This is a genomic window from Bacteroides sp. AF39-11AC (assembly GCF_003474285.1).
Lineage (GTDB): Bacteria > Bacteroidota > Bacteroidia > Bacteroidales > Bacteroidaceae > Bacteroides.
Genome location: NZ_QROH01000001.1, coordinates 569,792 through 588,081 on the forward strand (window position 1 = coordinate 569,792; position 18,290 = coordinate 588,081).

Below are 18,290 nucleotides of genomic sequence, written 5' to 3' on the forward strand. Positions count from 1 at the left end.
ATTATGAAACGAAACTTATTATTCATGTTGCTGCTTTGCGTTTCCTTGCATCACCCGAAGGCGCAGACCGGAAACAATAATTATGTGAAGACTACCACTCCTACCGTTGCTGCCACCTCTACAACCGGTCTTTCGGTATCCAACAGCATTACCTCCTACCAATATTTTGATGATCTGGGGCGTTCCTGGCAGACTGTTCAGGTAGGAATAAATCCCAGTCAACTCGATCTGGTGGCTTATCAGGAATATGATGCCGCAGGCCGTAATTCGTCTTCTTGGCTTCCCGTGAATGCTGCTTCAGGCAATAACGGAAAACCGCTATCACTGAGCACCGTTCAATCCCGTTCCCAATTGTCATCCAATTATGGTGACGGCAAAGCGTATTCAAAACCTGTTTATGAGGCTTCACCTTTGGACCGGGTATTGGAACAGTATGGTCCGGGACAGGAGTGGCATAACAACGGTAAACGTGTGAAGACCGAGTATCTCAGCAATACAGCCGATGGTGAATTGTCTTGCAGGTGGTATCGGACTACGGATACCCGTGGCAATGTACAGATCAGTATCCAATCCGGAAAAGTGTATTACCCGGCAGGAGAACTGTATGTTACCCGTACTACGGATGAGGAAGGTACGGGGATAAGCTTGGAATTTAAAGACAAGCAGGGCCATTTGCTCCTTACCCGGCGCAAGAATGGTACGAGTTATCATGATACCTATTATGTCTATGACTCTTACAGTAACTTACGTGCCGTGCTTCCTCCTCTGGCGGCCGATGCGCTTGCGGCTGCGGGCACATGGACGGTTGCAACAGATGGTACGGGTGTACTGGCGCAATATGCATATCTGTATAAGTATGATGACCGTAACCGTTGTATTTGGAAAAAGCTTCCCGGTACCGGCGGGATAAGATACGAGTACGACCGTGCCGATCGCATGATTGCCAGTCAGGATGGGGAACAGGCTGCTAAAAGTCCCGCGCTCTGCACTTTCTACCTGTATGACATTGACAACCGTCCGGTGATTCAGGGGACTTGTGAGTTCAGGGGGTCCATCGCTTCTTTGGGATCTACGGCGATGCTGACTTCTTTAAAACGGTCGTATGATGGCAAAATCATAGCTTCAGGTCTGGAAAATAGCGGCTACAATCCTAATATGACGCTTTATTCTCCTGTAGTGCATACCATCAACTACTATGACGATTATGGTTTCCGCAGCCTGGCAGGTTTCGACAATGAGTCATATTTCCCCAAGGAAAGCCATCCGGCGGGCGGTCTGCTGACGAGTACGGTAACTACGTTGCTCGACGGCAGCGGCAAGAAACTTTATACCGCTTATTATTACGATGAAAAAGGGCGTCCGGAGAAGACTGTCTCTTCCAATCACTTGGGCGGTTATGATACTACCACCACTGTTTATACGTTTACAGGTAAACCCAAGACAGTGACGCATGTACATACTGCCATGGGCAAGACCCAACAAACACAAGTATATACTTATACCTACGATCATGCGGACCGTGTGAAAACCGTTACCCATAAACTGAATGCCGGAAGTACCATTACGTTGGCGAACAATACGTATGACGATTTGGGTCGTCTGAAGAAAAACAGCCGTAATGGTGTTTCTTCTTTGTCCGATACTTATGAGTATAATGTCCGTTCGTGGCTTACCGGGATTTCCGGCGCTCAACACACGGAGAATCTGACTTATGATTATAACGGCAATATCTCTTCCATGCAGTGGCGTCTTGACGGTACCACCCGTAAATACGCTTACAGCTATGATCCTTTGTCCCGTCTTGTTTCCGCCACTTTTTCGGGTGGTAAGGATGCTGAACGGTATAGTACTTCTTATTCTTACGATAAACATGGCAATATCCTTTCCTTGCAGCGTTATGGCAAGACTGCCAATAGTGATCTGGGTGTTTACGGTCTTGCGGATAACCTGACAATGACTTACAACGGTAACCAACTGACCAATGTTTCGGATGCTGCCGTAACTGTGACACTGCCTGAGTCCAATGACTTTAAGAAAGGCTCTACTGTCAATCCGGGCTATGTTTATGATAAAAATGGCAACCTTACGAAAGATTTGAATAAAAAGATAACCGCCATATCTTATAATTCCTTACATTTGCCTGAGTTGCTGACCATTGATGGTGTAACGCATAAATACACTTATGCTGCCGATGGCAGGAAGCTCAAAGTGACACAAGGCAGCACGTCTCGTGACTATGTCGGGAGTGTCATTTATGAGAATGGCTCTTTGAAAAGGATTCTGTTTGAGGGTGGCTATATTGAAGGCGGCACGTATTACTTCTACTTCAACGATCATCTTGGCAATGTCCGTGCTGTAATCGATGGTGGCAACCATAATATTCAGTTTAACCACTACTATCCTTTCGGTCTTCCCATGGCGGAGACTAGCGACGGAAAGCAGAACGAGCAGCCTTACAAGTATAACGGTAAGGAGTTTGAACGTAAGAACGGGTTGAACTGGATGGATTACGGGGCGAGGCATTATGATGCTGCGCTGGGAAGGTTTACGACGATGGATAGATTTGCGGAGAAGTATTATTCGGTGTCACCGTATCAGTATGCAGGGAATAATCCGGTGGGTAATATTGATATTAATGGAGATAGTATTGTCGTTCTTCATCTTACTACTGGTGAACATTTAGGTATGCTAATCCAAAATGATTCTGAGCAGTGGCAATATTATTCTTTCAATGGAGATAAAATATATAATTCAACTGAAGGGAGTATGGGTGGAGGTCCTAAAGATAATAAAGGAGAACAATCTTGGACAGCCCCTCAGGATTTTCTTGATGATGATTATAATCGACAAAGTTCTAATAGAGATTTAGAGAATGGAGAAGTAAACGGCTATGGTTATCAAGAAGGTTATATGATTCCCACGACAAAAAAGCAGGATAAAATGATTAGAAAAGCATTCCTTGAAACAATTGACAAAGGATATTCTTTGCTGAATAATCAATGTTCTATGGCTGTACAAAAGGCTTTAAATGCTGCAGGAGTTAAGACTCAAGTTGATTATAGTTATTCTCCTATGGGGGCTCCTGCTATGTATAGTTCTCGTGCACAATATAATCCATATTTGCCAAGTGTAGCCTATAGGGCAATTATCGCGAATAATCCAAATGGAATTTACATAAAAAAGAGATAATATGAATTTGAAAGATAGTAGAAAACGAATATTTATTTCATTATGGTGGATTCTGGAAGCTTGTATGCTTTATTATTGTTTTATGTCACTTGGAGTAGGTATTGTAATAGTAACTTTATTCTTGATATTTGTATCATGTTTACTGCTTTTATTTCGGTCTTGTAGAATAAGGGCTGTATTATATTTGCTACTATCTATATATTCCATTTTTTCAGTATTGGGAGTGTGTATTTTGTATTTATTTTCAACAAGAGTTGAGCAAAACATTTGGTACTATATTCCTATTCTGTTTATTCTGAGTATAAATATATGGATTTCTTTCGGAGGGTTTTGGAATAACTGGAAAAAGAGTCTTCCCCTAACATAAGGTATCTGTTTCCTTTCCGTCCAGCCGGATAACATATCCGGCTGTTTCGAGTGTTAGAACTTTCAATCATAGACAGTCGAGAGATTTTATCCAATTGATAATTAGGCGTTATTTGTATATGTTGGTTGAATTTCGTACCTTTAAGATATAATTTATATAACCAACTGACCAATGGCACTATACAAAATATTGTGTATAGTGCCTTTTTCTATTCTATATATAGATAATCGTAATGTACTACCGGTTTCTTGCCATGCTTTCCCATTGTTTCACGGGCCTGTGTGGAGTCACAGTTTGCTTTGCCCACACCGATGGGTTTGCCTCCGAAGTCAACAATCCGCACGATATCATCCTTCTCAAATTCGCCAATGACGTTGGTGATGCCTACAGGCAGAATACTGACTGCTTTATCCGAAAAAAGCAGTTCCGTAGCACAGTAATTGATGTGCAGTTCACCTTTGGCAAAACCTTCGCTATGGGCAATCCATTTCTTGACACTTGATACGGGCTCTGGAGAAGGGATAAAGCGGGTGCACAATGTTGTTTCAGCATGCTGAATCAAATCGACCAGAATGTTATCCCGTTTACCATTGGCGATGATAACGGTAATGCCTTCATCGGCTACTTTACGGGCGATATTGGTTTTGGTAAGCATTCCGCCACGGCCGAAGCTGGATTTGGAAGTCTGTATATAAGAAGAGAGATCTTTCCCCTGGCCGATTTCCCGGATGACTTCAGAAGCGGGATCGGCAGGAGAACCGTTATAAATACCGTCGATGTTACTGAGAATAATCAATGCCTGCGCATCCATCATGGATGCTATCAAGCCGGACAACTCATCATTATCTGTAAACATCAGTTCACTTACAGAGATTGTATCGTTTTCATTGACGATAGGAATTACTCCATTCTCTAACATTACCGTCATACAGTTCTTTTGATTGAGATAATGCCTGCGCGTAGCAAAATTCTCTTTCATAGTCAGCACTTGTCCTACAGCAATGCCATGTTCCCGAAAGAGTTCGTAATAACGGTTGATAAGTTTAGCCTGTCCTACGGCAGAGAAAAGCTGACGCTGATCCACACTGTCCAATTTCTTGGCAGAATGCACTTCACTACGTCCGGAAGCTACGGCTCCGGATGAGACAAGTATAATTTCGACTCCTGTCTTATGCAGTTCGGCTATCTGATCGACTAAGGCAGACATACGTGTTACGTCCAGAGTACCATCACGGCGCGTCAGGACATTGCTGCCTACCTTTACAGCTATTCTCGAAAATTGTTGTTCCATGTGTTGTATATCGTTCTTATGTGGTTTCAGAAGGAAAGTGAAAAAGATTATTCTTCGTCTTTCCCTTTATCACGTTCACGGATTATCTCCATGGCATCTTCATACGTTTCTTCGCTGACGAGAATGGTTACATCCGGTGCTATATAAGGTGCGATGGTACTCATAAGCCCGTCTTTGATAATAGTTGCTATACCATTGTTTTCGAGTAGACCTTTAACAAGTTCTGCTTCCCACGGTGAGCCTTTGAACACTTCAACTGTGCGGCTATAGTCTGTTGATTTCATAATGGTAAGTATTAATAGGTTTATATATTACAAATATAACAAGTATTTCGGAGAAAAGATTTGTTTTACCATCAAATATTAATGGTTATAACTCTATTCGCTGTACGGTTACCGCTTCGTTCAGGAAAGTGGATGCTGACTCAATGAACTTCTCTTCTGCTTCCGTGGTGTAGTAAGTACAGTTTCCCCCTTTTGTACATTTGGCATCCATTTCCGGATGTCGGCGGAAGTAGTCTTTCAAGCTGTCGGCTACCAGTTCGCCTTGCGTCACTGTAGTGATACCTTCCGGCATGTGCTTCTTTATTTTAGGTAGTAGTAAGGGATAATGAGTGCAGCCAAGAATCACGGTATCAATCTGCGTGTCTTTTGCCAGCAGTTCATTGATGTATTTACGAACGAAGTAATCTGTCCCGTCTCCTTCCGCTTCGTTGTTTTCTACGAGAGATACCCATAGCGGACAGGCTTCACCTGCTACTTGAATATCCGGGAAAAGCTTATGAATTTCCAACGGGTAGGATTCTGATTTAATAGTTCCCGCTGTGGCAAGAACACCGACATGGCGACTCTGTGTAATATTCCCTATACATTCAACGGTAGGGCGGATGACACCCAATACACGGCGTGCCGGATCCATTTCTGGTAAATCATTGATCTGTATGCTGCGTAATGCTTTGGCGGACGCCGTATTGCAAGCCAGGATAACAAGATGACATCCCATCTCAAACAGTTTAGTGACTGCCTGTAGTGTGAATTCATATACAATTTCGAAAGACCGTGTGCCATAGGGAGTACGTGCATTGTCTCCTAAATAGATATAGTCATATTGAGGCAACACTTCACGTATCTTACTCAGGATAGTAAGTCCGCCATATCCGGAGTCGAATACACCGATAGGGCCGGGAATAGTAGGTAATTCTTGTTTCATACTGGAAAAGCTTTGTACACATTGCAAAGATAATGCAAATCGAATGCAGAACTTTCATGCTTGCATGAAAAAGTTCTGCTGAGATGTAGCTTATCTTCTTTAAAGATAGAAAAAAGGCGTGGACTGTATGCAGTTCACGCCTTTTTTCTATCTTTAAACGATTAGTCTTCTTATTTGATGCCCAACTGAGTTTTTACTTTAGCTGTAACATCTACACTTTCTGAACTTACATAAGGTATCGGTGTACGAGCTAAGTCGAAGATATAGATTACGCCTTCTGCTTTACCTACAGCCTGAATAGCTTCATCCAATTTCTTATAGATAGGCACTAAAGCATCTTGCTGTGCTTTCTGCATGTTTTGATAAGCATCTTGCTGGAACTCTTCTTGTCTTTGAGCCATGTCCTGCAATTCTTTTTGGCGTCTTTCTGCAATATTCTTCGGCAGGGAGTCTGCTTGTTGCTGGAATTCCTGAACTTTCTTATTGAATTCAGTTTGAGAACGCTGCATTTCTTCCTGATACTGTTTTGACATAGCGTCGAGGTCAGCTTGTGCCTTAGTATATTCCGGCATAGCAACGATAACCTCCTGAGAGTTCATGTGAGCAAATTTCTGTGCCATCGCTCCTAACGGAAGAGCGAATAGTACTACGAGTAGTGCGATTTTTTTAAGCATAATGTTTATTGTTTATTTTAATAATTAGTCGTTGTTTGGTGCAAATATAGTGCAAAGCAAATGTAAAACAAAATAAGCCAGCTTATTTTTAATACTGAAATGTGCGCCTATATTCGACTAGCAAATGTATGAAATTAATTTGAATATCCTAATTTCTCAAGCACTTCATTACTGATGTCAATACGCGGAGAAGCAAAAATAATGCTTGTTGCGGATGCCCGGTCTACAACTACCGAATATCCTTTCTGCTCCGATATTTCTTTAACCGCATTATAAATCTCATCCTGAATGGGTTGCATCAGACTTTCACGTTTCTTGAATAATTCCCCCTCAGGTCCAAAATAAGTGCGGCGAAGTTCAGCGGCTTCTTTCTCCTTAGCGACAATCGCTTCCTCTTTCTTTCCTTTTTGTTCTTCAGAAAGGAAGACGGCTTCCGATTGATAGTTCTTGTACAACGTTTTGGCTTCCTCGGCAACTTTTTCTACTTCACTTTGCCATTTCTTGGAAACCTGGTTCAACTGTTCGTTAGCACGTTCGTATGCCGGAATGTTTTTCAGGATATACTCCATGTCAATCAAGGCAAACTTTTGCGCACTGGCTGTCATACCTACGGCAAACAGCAAGATCATTAATAAAACAGACTTTCTCATAACGTTTGGTTTTTGTGATACAATTAGAATTCCTGTCCTAAGATAAAGTGGAACTGACTGCCACCGTAATCTTTCGAACCACGTATTTTATCGAAACCATAAGCCCAGTCAATACCCATCATACCGATCATCGGCAGGAAGATACGGACACCAACACCTGCAGAACGTTTCAATTCAAACGGATTGAAGTTCTTTACATCGTGCCATGCATTACCGGCTTCTACAAAACCTAACGCATAAATACTGGTACTTGTTTCCAGCATCAGCGGATATCTTAACTCAAGTCCGAGACGGGTATAAGCATAACCTTCGTAGCCGTAAGGGGTCAATGAACTGTTTTCATAACCACGAAGAGCAATACTTTCCGTTGCGTAGCTGGAGTAGCCAGTCATACCGTCACCACCCACGTCGAACGTTTCGAACGGAGACTTCTTATACTTGTTGTAATGTCCTAACAAACCGAACTCAACACGACCCATCAATACCGGAGTACGTTTAACTGCTACTGGGTCCATCAACGGGATGTATACTTTGGATTTGAATTTCCATTTGTGGTATTCAATCCATTTGTGCATCTTGTTCATATCATCCTGATTGCTGGTACTGTATTTGCTGTAGTCAGTTCCATCGAACAGTGAGTACGGCGGAGTCAATTGTACAGACAATGAGAATTCAGAACCTGAACGAGGATAAATCGGGTTATCAATAGAACTACGAGACAATGTCAGGTTGATGCTGAGGTTATTACACTTACCATTTGTTACAGGGAAGTATTGCCAGTCGCTCAGGATATAGCGTTGGTAGGATAACTCAGCGGTGAACTGGAAGTAGTCATCCGGCCATTTCAAACGCTTACCGAACATAGCGGCTACACCGAACATCTTGATAGACTTATCAGGGTCATAATAGTTTTCATAACTATTATAGTTACCATAGTTGTACATACCGTAGCCATACATACCGCTATACATACTGTTGTAGTAGCTGTTCATGTATGCTGAGTTGTAGTAACGGCTACTGATGTCTGTCTGTACAGAATAGAATGCTGACAGAGAGAATGCATTCGGACGTTTACCACCGAACCATGGATCGTAGAATGAAATGCTATAGGATTGATAATACTTGGCATTGGTTTGTCCACTGACAGTCAAGGTCTGACCATCACCCTGCGGCAGGATACCACGATAGTTTTCACCCGGATGCAGTAAGTTTGCAAGTGAGAAGTTGGTGAACTTCAAACTCAGCTTACCGATGATACCGGTTTGTCCCCAACCAGCGGAGAATTCTACCTGGTCGTTAGCTTTGGATACCAGATCGTAACCTATATCCACTGTTCCGTCTTCTGGTCTTGGCTGGATATCCGGTTTAATTTGTTCCGGGTCGAAATGTCCCATCTGCTGGATTTCACGCATAGAACGCATCAGGTCTTCACGGCTGAACAGGTCACCCGGACGGGTACGGAGTTCACGACGAACAACGTTTTCGTACAAGCGGTCGTTACCATTGATGCTAACCTTATTGATAGTAGCCTGACGGCCTTCATAAATACGCATTTCCAAGTCGATAGAGTCTCCTACGATATTTACTTCTACGGGCTCAAGGCTGTAGAACAAATAACCGTTGTTGTAGTAGAGGTTACCGATAGCATCTTCGTCTGACATGGTACGTTCTTCCAGCAATTTCTGGTTGTATACGTCACCTTTCTTCATACGAAGCATAAAGTTCAACTGTTCGGAAGGATACAGAGTATTACCTACCCACGTTACATTACGCAGATAATATTTATCTCCTTCATCAATCTTCATGAAGATATCCACAGTGCGGTCATCATACGGCTTGATGCTGTCTTCTACGATCATAGCATCGCGATAACCCAACTCGTTGTACTTGTCGATGATCAACTGCTTGTCTGCCTCGAAGTTTTCTTCTACGAACTTCTTGGTACGGAACAGATTGAGCAATTTATTCTTTTCGTTGGTCTTCTTCATGATGCGTTTCAACTTCTTGGTTGCAATCGCTTCATTACCAACAATGGTGATCTCATGCACTTTTACCTTCTCTTTTTTGTCGATGTTGATATCCACGATCACTTGGTTTTCGTTAGATACATCGTCTTTTTGTGAGATGATAACTTCTGCGTTCTTAAAACCCTTATCGTCAAAGTAACGTTTGATAAGAGTCTTGGCACGGTCGATGACATTGGGTGTCACCTGTCCGCCCTTGATCATACCGATCCGGCTCTCGATATCTTCACGTTCTGATTTCTTCACTCCGTGATAGCGAATTTCAGAGACACGAGGGCGTTGAGTCAGATGGATTGTTAACCAAATCTTGTCACCTTCTATCTTATCTGCGGTGATTTGGACGTTGGAGAATAAACCATGCTTCCAGTAACGCTTACAAGCCTGAGTGACTTCCTCACCCGGTATTGTAATCGTTTGTCCTACAGACAAACCGGATAGTCCGATGAGTACATAGTCCTCATAGTTCTTTACTCCTTCTACTTTAATTTCTGCAATTTCATACTTTTTGGGTGCTCCCGAGTAGAGAATAACCGGTTTTGCTGCATCGTCATCGGTGCCATTGGCATCTTGAGCCGCGCTTGTCAATACACAACCAAAGAGGCAGATAAACGCTGTGAGTATAGAGAAAATACGATAGTGCATTTATGTTTTGGATTAAATATGTTTGAGTTTAACTGATTTGTTCACTGATTTTGCCGAATCTGCGTTCCCGTCTCTGGTAGTCGCAAATGGCTTTACGAAGTTCTTCTTCCCGAAAATCGGGCCAATAGGTTTCGCAAAAGTAAAGTTCCGAATATGCGCATTGCCAAAGTAGGTAATTGCTCAGGCGGATTTCTCCACCGGTGCGTATCAGCAAGTCGGGGTCAGGCATGAAGCTGGTTGTCAGGTGCTTTGACATTAAATCGCAGTTGATTTGTTCGGGTGTCAATTCTCCTTTCTGTACCAAGACAGCTATTTGCCGGCTGGCTTCTGTTATTTCCCAACGTGAAGAGTAACTAAGGGCAAGTACCAGGCACATGCCTGTATTCTTAGATGTATTTTCCACGCAATTGTATAAACGGGTTTGTACATTTGCGGGTAACTTTTCTATATCTCCGATAATCCGGAAGCTAATGTTGTTCTTCATGAATGTATCTTCTTCGATGGAATCGAAAAGAAGGCTCATCAGAGCAGCAACTTCGTCTGTAGGACGGTTCCAGTTTTCGGTTGAGAACGTATATAGGGTCAGATATCTGATGCCCAGCCTGGCGGCTTCTTCGGCTATCACATGAACGGTTTCTGCACCGACCTGATGTCCGTAGCTGCGTTCGTGTCCACGCTGCTTCGCCCATCGTCCGTTGCCGTCCATGATAATCGCCACATGCTGGGGTATCCGGCTCAAATCAATTTGTTCTTTATATTGCATCTTTTTTTAGTTGTTACATTCCTTGCATCTTGGGAAGAGGTCGTAAGTGATGAAAAAAACAGTAAATGCGTAACTATCTTTATTCTTCCAACCTTTTCCTTTTATTTGGTACGGGTCTTCCAGTTGCAAGCCTTCCCGTTGGGTAACATCCAACTGGTCGCTAAGACTGAACCGCATCGTAAACTCACATCCTATATTGATGCGCGGGGTTGCTTTGTATTTCACTCCCACTCCAATGGGAATGTTCATAGTGAAGACCGTTTTTACAGGTTTTGGTGCAAACGTAAAACCTAATCCACCTAATATATAAGGTGTAAACCGACGGTCACCCCGGTACGTGTTACCGATACCATATCCCAAAAAGTTATATTCAAATTGCACTCCTAAATCGAATATCGTCCGTTTGAAAGTGGCGTATTCTTCATTTGGATATACATTCTTGAAATCTCTCGTGTCGCCGGAAATCCTGCCGGCTGTCAGGTTGCCTTTTATTGCCATGTGTGGATTCAGTAAGTATCGGGCTATGAAACCTCCCGCTATTCCTGTATTCTTAAACGGGGTACTGCTATTCGCATCTCCCATATAAAAACTTCCTCCAATGGCTCCTCCCAGTTCCCAAGTATATTCCTCTTGCGCTATGGCGCAACAGAAGGGAAACATGAGTAGAAAAAACACTATCTTTATATTCCTTGCAATAGTCATACCGTTCTCTTTTTACTCCTTATTTATTAAGGAAACGGAAAATTGACTATTTTATTATTGTATCTTGAAACCCAGTTTGTTTAGACGACCCCGCCATACACTACCGTCGTTCCATACAATCCAAATATAATGATTCTTATCGATAGTCAAAGAATAATCTCCTTTGTCCTTGAAGAGGCTTTCGTATGTAACTTCTTCTTCATCGTCTTCATCTTCTCCCGGAGTTACTATCTTTTTCATTGCATACTTGAATTTATCGGCAGATTCATTCCAAGCGATACCTACACGTGAAGAGTAAATCGTTTCAAATTTTCCACCCATCATGTGGAACAAGCCTCCATAATACATGATGGCTGGATTCTCTATAGCCGGACAATAGAAATCACTTGGGGTACTCATGTCAGCCCATGTCAGTCCATCCATTGTGAACCAAGGGACTACTGCTTTGGCTGATGTTTCTGTTTTACCCACTACTACTGTCTGCTTGATGCCGCTTGCATTCGTAAATACAGTAGCATATATGTCTTTTATCGGGAAATCATTGGACACTGTTTCTTTGCTTCTTGTCCAGTTTTTACCGTCGGTACTTATGCAGAAGTATTTCTGGCCTCCATCCAGAAGAATACCGATCAACGTTTCCTCTGATATGCCTGTTAGTTCATCAGCTTCAAGTGTAGCAACCAGTGTGCTCATTTGCATGGACTGCACCTCTTTGCTCTCTTTAACTTCCTGTATACCGGCATTTACCCATACACTACCATTGTTTGAGCAGAATACTTCTCCACTTGGGGTAGCTACAAAAAGCTGGTTTCTGAAGCTTACAATAGATCCCAAATCTGCATTGGCAGGCATGCCCGTAACTTCGATGGAATTCCAAGATAAATGGGCTGGATTTCCTAATGAACTGCGGTATGCTGATGTTGTAGAAGTATATACATATAGATTTTCTTCTTCGGCATCATTTATAAGAATTACTGATTTCTGCTTGTTGGCGGCAGGTGAAGTAGGTAATGACAATGCTTCTCTCCAGATTAGTGAATCCGGATCCTGCTTGTGAACATTTACTGTGATTTTATATTCACGGGTAGTAACTCCATCAGCTGCATGTACTTTCAGGGTGATCGGTTCTCTCAAATCAACGGAGTCAGTAAGGTTGTTGAATAGTGTATCTTGTAAACCGGATGTAACCCAACCCGTAACATTGAGTGTGTCAATCAATATCTTGTCTATGATAGTGTCCGATCCAACAGGAAGCGAGTCAACATTATAAATTTCTCTTTTCAGTTGATCAATCGTAAACTTATAATATATACCTTTCTTTATGGTGTCAAGACCAAAGGCACGTATCGTTGCGTCGGAACTGTATTCATAATTATCATCTGAGTTAAGGCACGAACTTATGGCAATCGACATAAGAAGAAAACTCATGATTACGGATAAAAACTTTATTCTCATTTCTAAAGATAGTGTTTATTTACAAGTTGCAAAAATAGGAACATTTTTCTCGATAAACAGCATAACAGGCAAGTTTTATATAAAATTATAGATAATATGCCCGTTTTTCTCGATAAAAAAGCATCAAAATGAGGTGATTCGCACTATTTTGTCGTAGTGTAATGCCGTATACTTCTACCGAAATATTGTTCGTTGACATAACTATTTTTATCGTTCATTTTAGGTGCATTAACACCAGATCTCAGATGAATGGGGCTCTCTTCGACAAATGCTTCATCCCAGAGATTGGCATCAATGAAAGATTGCAGTAAGGTACTCCCGCCTTCTACTAAAAGGGATTGGAGATTGCGCTCGTACAGAACTTGCATGATTTGGGGCAATATATCTTGTTCGAAGTTTATTGGAAGATATTCTACGTTGGGTAGGGAATTATGGAAATGCTCGGTAAATACGAGTGTCGGCACGCTGCCATCAAACAAATGGAGTGTCGGTGACAGACTCAGTCTCCGGTCGATGACAAGGCGTACAGGAGGACGTCCATACCAGTTGCGTACATTAAGGGAAGGATTGTCCAGTTCGGCTGTACGTGTACCTACAAGTATGGCAGCATGTTCTGCACGTTTTTTATGTACCAGCATGGAAGTCAATGGGGTGGATAGGATAACAGGATTGCCTTCGTTCCTGAATAAATCAATGAAGCCGTCTGCGGACTCCGCCCATTTTAGGGTGATATACGGGCGATGTAAAGTATGGAAAGTGATGAAACGTCTGATGAGGTATCTGCATTCATTCTCCAACACTCCTACGGTCACTTCCCGTCCGGCATCCTTTAGCTTTTGTATACCTCGTCCGGCAACTTTAGAAAAAGGATCCTGGCAACCGATGACAATACGGGGAATTCGTTTCTCAATAATCAAATCAGCACAGGGCGGTGTTTTTCCATGATGAGAACAAGGCTCAAGGCTGACGTAAATTGTTGAATGTTTCAATAATGAAGTGTCTTTTACGGAACGAATGGCGTTTACTTCAGCATGCGCTTCTCCGCAGCGTACATGATACCCTTCTCCGATAATTTTCCTATCACATACGATGACTGCCCCCACCATTGGGTTAGGGGCTGCATTGCAAAATCCGTTCTGTGCCAGCTGTATACAGCGACGCATATATTTTTCTTCTTCCATGTGTGTTATCTTTCTACGATAATTCTTACTTTTGCACTCCAAAATGGATTCTTCGTTGTTTGGGATACAGGTTTCCCGGTGATATACCCGATACCTGTCCGGTGTCTACCAAGTCCGTACCATCTCCGTATCTATGCGCTTGGACTTGACACGGACTTGGTACGGACTTGATACGGACCGGGTCTCATCTTGGTTCGGTAATAGAACTGACGAAGAATCCCCAAAATATCCATTTATGAATATTACTGCCTCTTATATCCGCCGTGAATTGCAGGATTATTATACACCGCAGGAAGCCGGAAATTTGTCCAGACTTATCTGCTGCGAGATTCTGGGGCAGCCGGTTGTGGATTATTATTTGGGCAAAGATATAACTTTATCTGCAAAAGCAGAACAGGAATTGCAAAGCCTTCTCAGGCGTTTACGGAATTTTGAACCAATACAATATATTTTAGGAGAAGCACGTTTCCTGGGGAGGGCATTTCAGGTAGCTTCCGGTGTTCTTATTCCACGTCCTGAAACGGAAGAACTGGTGGAAATAATGTTGAAAGAGATTTCTTCTACTTCTCGTATTTTAGATATTGGGACAGGCAGTGGTTGTATTGCTGTCACATTGGCAAAGGAATTGCCCGGAACACAGGTTACTGCCTGGGATGTGTCTGAAGAAGCTTTGGCTATTGCTGCTGCTAACAGTCTGGCTTTACAGGCACCTGTCTGTTTTGAACAGCGTGATGTACTGGCTTATACTCCCGGTGTAACAGAGCGTTATGATGTGATAGTGAGTAATCCGCCTTATGTTACTGAAGCAGAGAAACAAGATATGGAACGGAATGTGCTGGACTGGGAACCCTCCTTGGCACTGTTTGTACCTGATACAGATCCTTTACGTTTCTATCGTCGTATAGCTGTGCTTGGGCTTGAAATGCTTGAATCTGACGGAAAACTTTATTTTGAAATTAACCGTACTTTTGGAGAAGACATCGTGTTTATGATGCGTGAATTAGGATATCGCTTTGTTCGTCTCCAAGAGGATATTTCCCATAATGATCGATTTGTAATAGCGCAAAAATGACAAATATTACTGAAACAGAGGCTTTAAGTAAAGTTGCAGGCTATTGCTCCACAGCGGAGCATTGCCGTGCCGAGATTTCTGAGAAACTACAACGTTGGGGATTACCGTACGATGCCATTGATCGTATCCTTAAACGGCTGGAGGATGAAAAGTATATTGATGAAGAACGATTTTGTCGGGCTTTTGTCAATGACAAGTATCGCTTTGCGAAATGGGGAAAAGTGAAAATAGCCCAGGCGCTCCAGCTGAAAAAGGTTTCTTATAATGTATGCCGGCGTTTTTTGAATGAGATAGATGAGGAGGAATACCTATCTATTTTAGATAGCCTTTTGGCTGCAAAACGTAAAAGTGTACATGCGGAGAATGAATATGAGTTGAATGGAAAGTTAATGCGTTTTGCTCTGAGTCGTGGGTTCGAAATGAAAGATATTCGTCATTGTATACAACTTTCTGACGAAAATGATGACTTTGAGTGAAAAATCTCTTTATTCTTTTTTTTATTCTCATTCAGTTTCCGTATTTTTGTGCCATATTTACTATAAATAGCTAATTTAGTTATGAGAACTTTAGAAAAACTATTCGCAGAGAAGTTGCTGAAGATAAAAGCGATTAAACTACAGCCGGCTAATCCCTTTACTTGGGCTTCCGGATGGAAATCTCCTTTTTACTGTGATAACCGCAAAACTCTTTCCTATCCTTCCTTGCGTAATTTTGTAAAGATTGAAATTACCCGTTTGATATTGGAACGTTTCGGGCAGGTGGATGCAATTGCCGGTGTAGCAACAGGTGCCATTCCTCAGGGAGCTTTGGTTGCTGATGCGCTGAACTTGCCGTTTGTGTACGTACGTTCTACCCCGAAAGACCATGGTCTGGAAAACCTGATTGAAGGAGAACTTCGTCCGGGTATGAAGGTGGTTGTGGTCGAAGATTTGATTTCTACAGGTGGAAGCAGTCTGAAGGCTGTAGAGGCTATACGCCGTGATGGATGTGAAGTTATCGGTATGGTAGCTGCATATACTTACGGTTTCCCGGTTGCGGAAAAAGCATTCAAAGATGCCAAGGTTCCTTTGGTAACGCTGACAAATTATGAGGCTGTGTTGGATGTTGCACTTCGTACGGGTTATATAGAAGAAGAAGATATAGCAACGCTGAACGAATGGCGTAAGGACCCTGCACATTGGGATGCTGGAAAGTAACAGCGTTTTATTCTATAAAATAAATAATATGACGAAAGGGCCATTCGGATAGATTCTGTCCGGATAGTTCTTTTTGTCTTTTAAAGAGATTCAAAATATGACAAAATTTGAAAGTGGTGTGAAGACAATACCTGCCTCGCAGGAAGCTGTTTATGAGAAATTATCTGATTTGAATAATCTGGAAAAGTTTAAAGACAGCTTACCGGAGGATAAAGTGAAGAACTTGAGCTTTGATTCGGAGAGTATGGTGATAGAAGTTGCTCCTGTGGGTAAGATTGCGTTGAGTATAGTAGAGAAAGACCCGTGTAAATGTATCAAGTTTGCCACGACCACTTCGCCATTGCCCTTTAATCTGTGGATACAGATTGTGCCGGTAACAGAGACTGAATGTAAAATGAAGCTAACCATCGGCATGGAATTGAATCCTTTTATGAAAGGTATGGTTCAGAAACCTTTGCAGGAAGGATTAGAGAAAATGGCGGATATGCTTTCGATTATACCGTATTAATCACTAATCATTAATCACTAAATAAATGGCTCAGAAACTTTGGGAGAAATCCGTTCAGGTAAATAAGGATATAGAACGTTTTACAGTGGGGCGTGACCGTGAAATGGATCTTTACTTGGCAAAGCATGATGTGATAGGCTCTATGGCCCATATTACAATGCTCGAAAGTATCGGTCTGTTGACAAACGAAGAATTGGGTCTCCTGCTTGATGAATTGAAGAATATCTATGCAACCGCTGAAAAAGGTGAGTTTGTGATAGAAGAGGGAGTAGAGGATGTACACTCGCAAGTGGAGTTAATGCTGACGCGTAAATTAGGTGATGTCGGTAAGAAGATACACAGTGGACGTTCTCGGAATGATCAGGTACTGCTCGACTTGAAACTTTTCACGCGTGAACAGATCAAGGATATTGCTGAGGCGGTAGAGCAACTATTCCATGTGCTGATATGCCAGAGTGAGCGTTTCAAGAATGTGCTTATGCCTGGCTATACTCATTTGCAAATAGCAATGCCATCTTCTTTCGGTTTGTGGTTTGGTGCTTATGCTGAAAGTCTGGTAGATGATATGCTTTTCCTGCAGGCAGCATTTAAAATGTGTAATCGGAATCCTTTGGGATCGGCCGCCGGATATGGTTCTTCATTCCCGCTGAACCGTACAATGACAACACGTTTATTGGGATTTGACTCCTTAAACTATAATGTTGTTTATGCACAGATGGGACGTGGCAAGATGGAGCGTAATGTAGCTTTTGCCTTGGCAAGTATTGCCGGTACTATTTCTAAACTGGCTTTTGATGCTTGTATGTTCAATAGCCAGAACTTCGGTTTCGTGAAGTTGCCTGATGATTGTACAACCGGTTCCAGCATTATGCCCCATAAGAAGAATCCTGATGTTTTTGAACTGACACGTGCTAAATGTAATAAGTTGCAGTCACTGCCACAGCAGATCATGATGATTGCTAATAATCTGCCTTCTGGATATTTCCGTGATTTGCAGATTATTAAAGAAGTATTCTTGCCTGCTTTCCAGGAACTGAAAGATTGTTTGCAGATGACGACTTACATCATGAATGAAATCAAAGTGAATGAACATATTCTTGATGATGACAAGTATCTGCTTATTTTCAGTGTGGAGGAAGTAAATCGTCTGGCACGTGAAGGTATGCCTTTCCGGGATGCTTATAAGAAAGTAGGATTGGATATTGAAGCAGGAAACTTCTCACATAGTAAGGAAGTGCATCATACGCATGAAGGAAGTATTGGTAATCTCTGTAACGATGAAATCTCTGCACTGATGCAAGAAGTGGTAGATGGTTTTAATTTTGATGGAATGGAAGTGGCTGAAAAAGCCTTGCTTGGGCGATAAA

16 protein-coding genes are annotated in these 18,290 nt (G+C 42.2%); 6 read left to right on the plus strand and 10 right to left on the minus strand.

Annotated elements, in window-relative coordinates; genetic code table 11:
- Positions 1-3 precede the first annotated feature (3 nt).
- The gene (locus DW036_RS01855; RefSeq protein ID WP_158585934.1) at positions 4-3,189 is read left to right on the plus strand and encodes a DUF6443 domain-containing protein; all 3,186 of its coding nucleotides are present in this window, start codon (positions 4-6) and stop codon (positions 3,187-3,189) included.
- Between the two features lie 575 nt (positions 3,190-3,764).
- Here DW036_RS01855 and proB read toward each other — a convergent pair.
- The 10 genes from proB to ribD form a co-directional block, all read right to left on the minus strand.
- Positions 3,765-4,847 (minus strand): glutamate 5-kinase, encoded by a 1,083-nt coding sequence (gene proB / locus DW036_RS01860; RefSeq protein ID WP_118460854.1) that lies wholly within the window; start codon positions 4,845-4,847, stop codon positions 3,765-3,767.
- 47 nt (positions 4,848-4,894) lie between these two features.
- Positions 4,895-5,131: a DUF2007-related protein gene (locus DW036_RS01865; protein WP_007210613.1), complete on the minus strand. Its 237-nt coding sequence runs from the start codon at positions 5,129-5,131 to the stop codon at positions 4,895-4,897.
- Positions 5,132-5,216: 85 nt separating this feature from the next.
- Positions 5,217-6,056: a glutamate racemase gene (murI, locus tag DW036_RS01870; RefSeq protein ID WP_118460855.1), complete on the minus strand. Its 840-nt coding sequence runs from the start codon at positions 6,054-6,056 to the stop codon at positions 5,217-5,219.
- 170 nt (positions 6,057-6,226) lie between these two features.
- On the minus strand, positions 6,227-6,730 hold the full coding sequence (locus DW036_RS01875) for an OmpH family outer membrane protein (protein ID WP_118460857.1): 504 nt from the start codon (positions 6,728-6,730) through the stop codon (positions 6,227-6,229).
- Positions 6,731-6,864: 134 nt separating this feature from the next.
- The gene (locus tag DW036_RS01880; protein ID WP_022394308.1) at positions 6,865-7,380 is read right to left on the minus strand and encodes an OmpH family outer membrane protein; all 516 of its coding nucleotides are present in this window, start codon (positions 7,378-7,380) and stop codon (positions 6,865-6,867) included.
- A gap of 23 nt (positions 7,381-7,403) precedes the next feature.
- Entirely contained in the window at positions 7,404-10,046 is a 2,643-nt protein-coding gene (bamA, locus tag DW036_RS01885) for an outer membrane protein assembly factor BamA (RefSeq protein WP_118460859.1), read from the minus strand.
- A 28-nt stretch (positions 10,047-10,074) separates the two neighbouring features.
- Positions 10,075-10,809, minus strand: coding sequence for an isoprenyl transferase (locus tag DW036_RS01890; RefSeq protein WP_022394310.1), 735 nt, complete (start codon positions 10,807-10,809; stop codon positions 10,075-10,077).
- 6 nt (positions 10,810-10,815) lie between these two features.
- Entirely contained in the window at positions 10,816-11,511 is a 696-nt protein-coding gene (locus DW036_RS01895; protein WP_118460861.1) for a DUF6089 family protein, read from the minus strand.
- A 54-nt stretch (positions 11,512-11,565) separates the two neighbouring features.
- Complete coding sequence (locus tag DW036_RS01900; RefSeq protein ID WP_118460863.1) at positions 11,566-12,966, minus strand: DUF6242 domain-containing protein; 1,401 nt, start codon at positions 12,964-12,966, stop codon at positions 11,566-11,568.
- A gap of 143 nt (positions 12,967-13,109) precedes the next feature.
- Positions 13,110-14,147 (minus strand): bifunctional diaminohydroxyphosphoribosylaminopyrimidine deaminase/5-amino-6-(5-phosphoribosylamino)uracil reductase RibD, encoded by a 1,038-nt coding sequence (ribD, locus tag DW036_RS01905; RefSeq protein ID WP_118460865.1) that lies wholly within the window; start codon positions 14,145-14,147, stop codon positions 13,110-13,112.
- Between the two features lie 235 nt (positions 14,148-14,382).
- Here ribD and prmC point away from each other — a divergent pair, with 235 nt between their 5' ends.
- From prmC to argH, 5 genes are all read left to right on the plus strand, one after another.
- On the plus strand, positions 14,383-15,219 hold the full coding sequence (prmC, locus tag DW036_RS01910) for a peptide chain release factor N(5)-glutamine methyltransferase (RefSeq protein ID WP_118461170.1): 837 nt from the start codon (positions 14,383-14,385) through the stop codon (positions 15,217-15,219).
- Entirely contained in the window at positions 15,216-15,695 is a 480-nt protein-coding gene (locus tag DW036_RS01915) for a regulatory protein RecX (protein ID WP_022394315.1), read from the plus strand. Before prmC ends, DW036_RS01915 begins: the two co-directional genes overlap by 4 nt.
- Before the next feature lie 81 nt (positions 15,696-15,776).
- Positions 15,777-16,415 carry an orotate phosphoribosyltransferase gene (pyrE, locus tag DW036_RS01920; protein ID WP_022394316.1) on the plus strand — a complete coding sequence of 213 codons (639 nt, stop codon included), beginning with the start codon at positions 15,777-15,779 and terminating at the stop codon, positions 16,413-16,415.
- Positions 16,416-16,512: 97 nt separating this feature from the next.
- The gene (locus tag DW036_RS01925) at positions 16,513-16,923 is read left to right on the plus strand and encodes an SRPBCC family protein (protein WP_022394317.1); all 411 of its coding nucleotides are present in this window, start codon (positions 16,513-16,515) and stop codon (positions 16,921-16,923) included.
- 25 nt (positions 16,924-16,948) lie between these two features.
- Entirely contained in the window at positions 16,949-18,289 is a 1,341-nt protein-coding gene (gene argH, locus DW036_RS01930; RefSeq protein WP_118460867.1) for an argininosuccinate lyase, read from the plus strand.
- The last annotated feature ends 1 nt before the right edge of the window (position 18,290 follow it).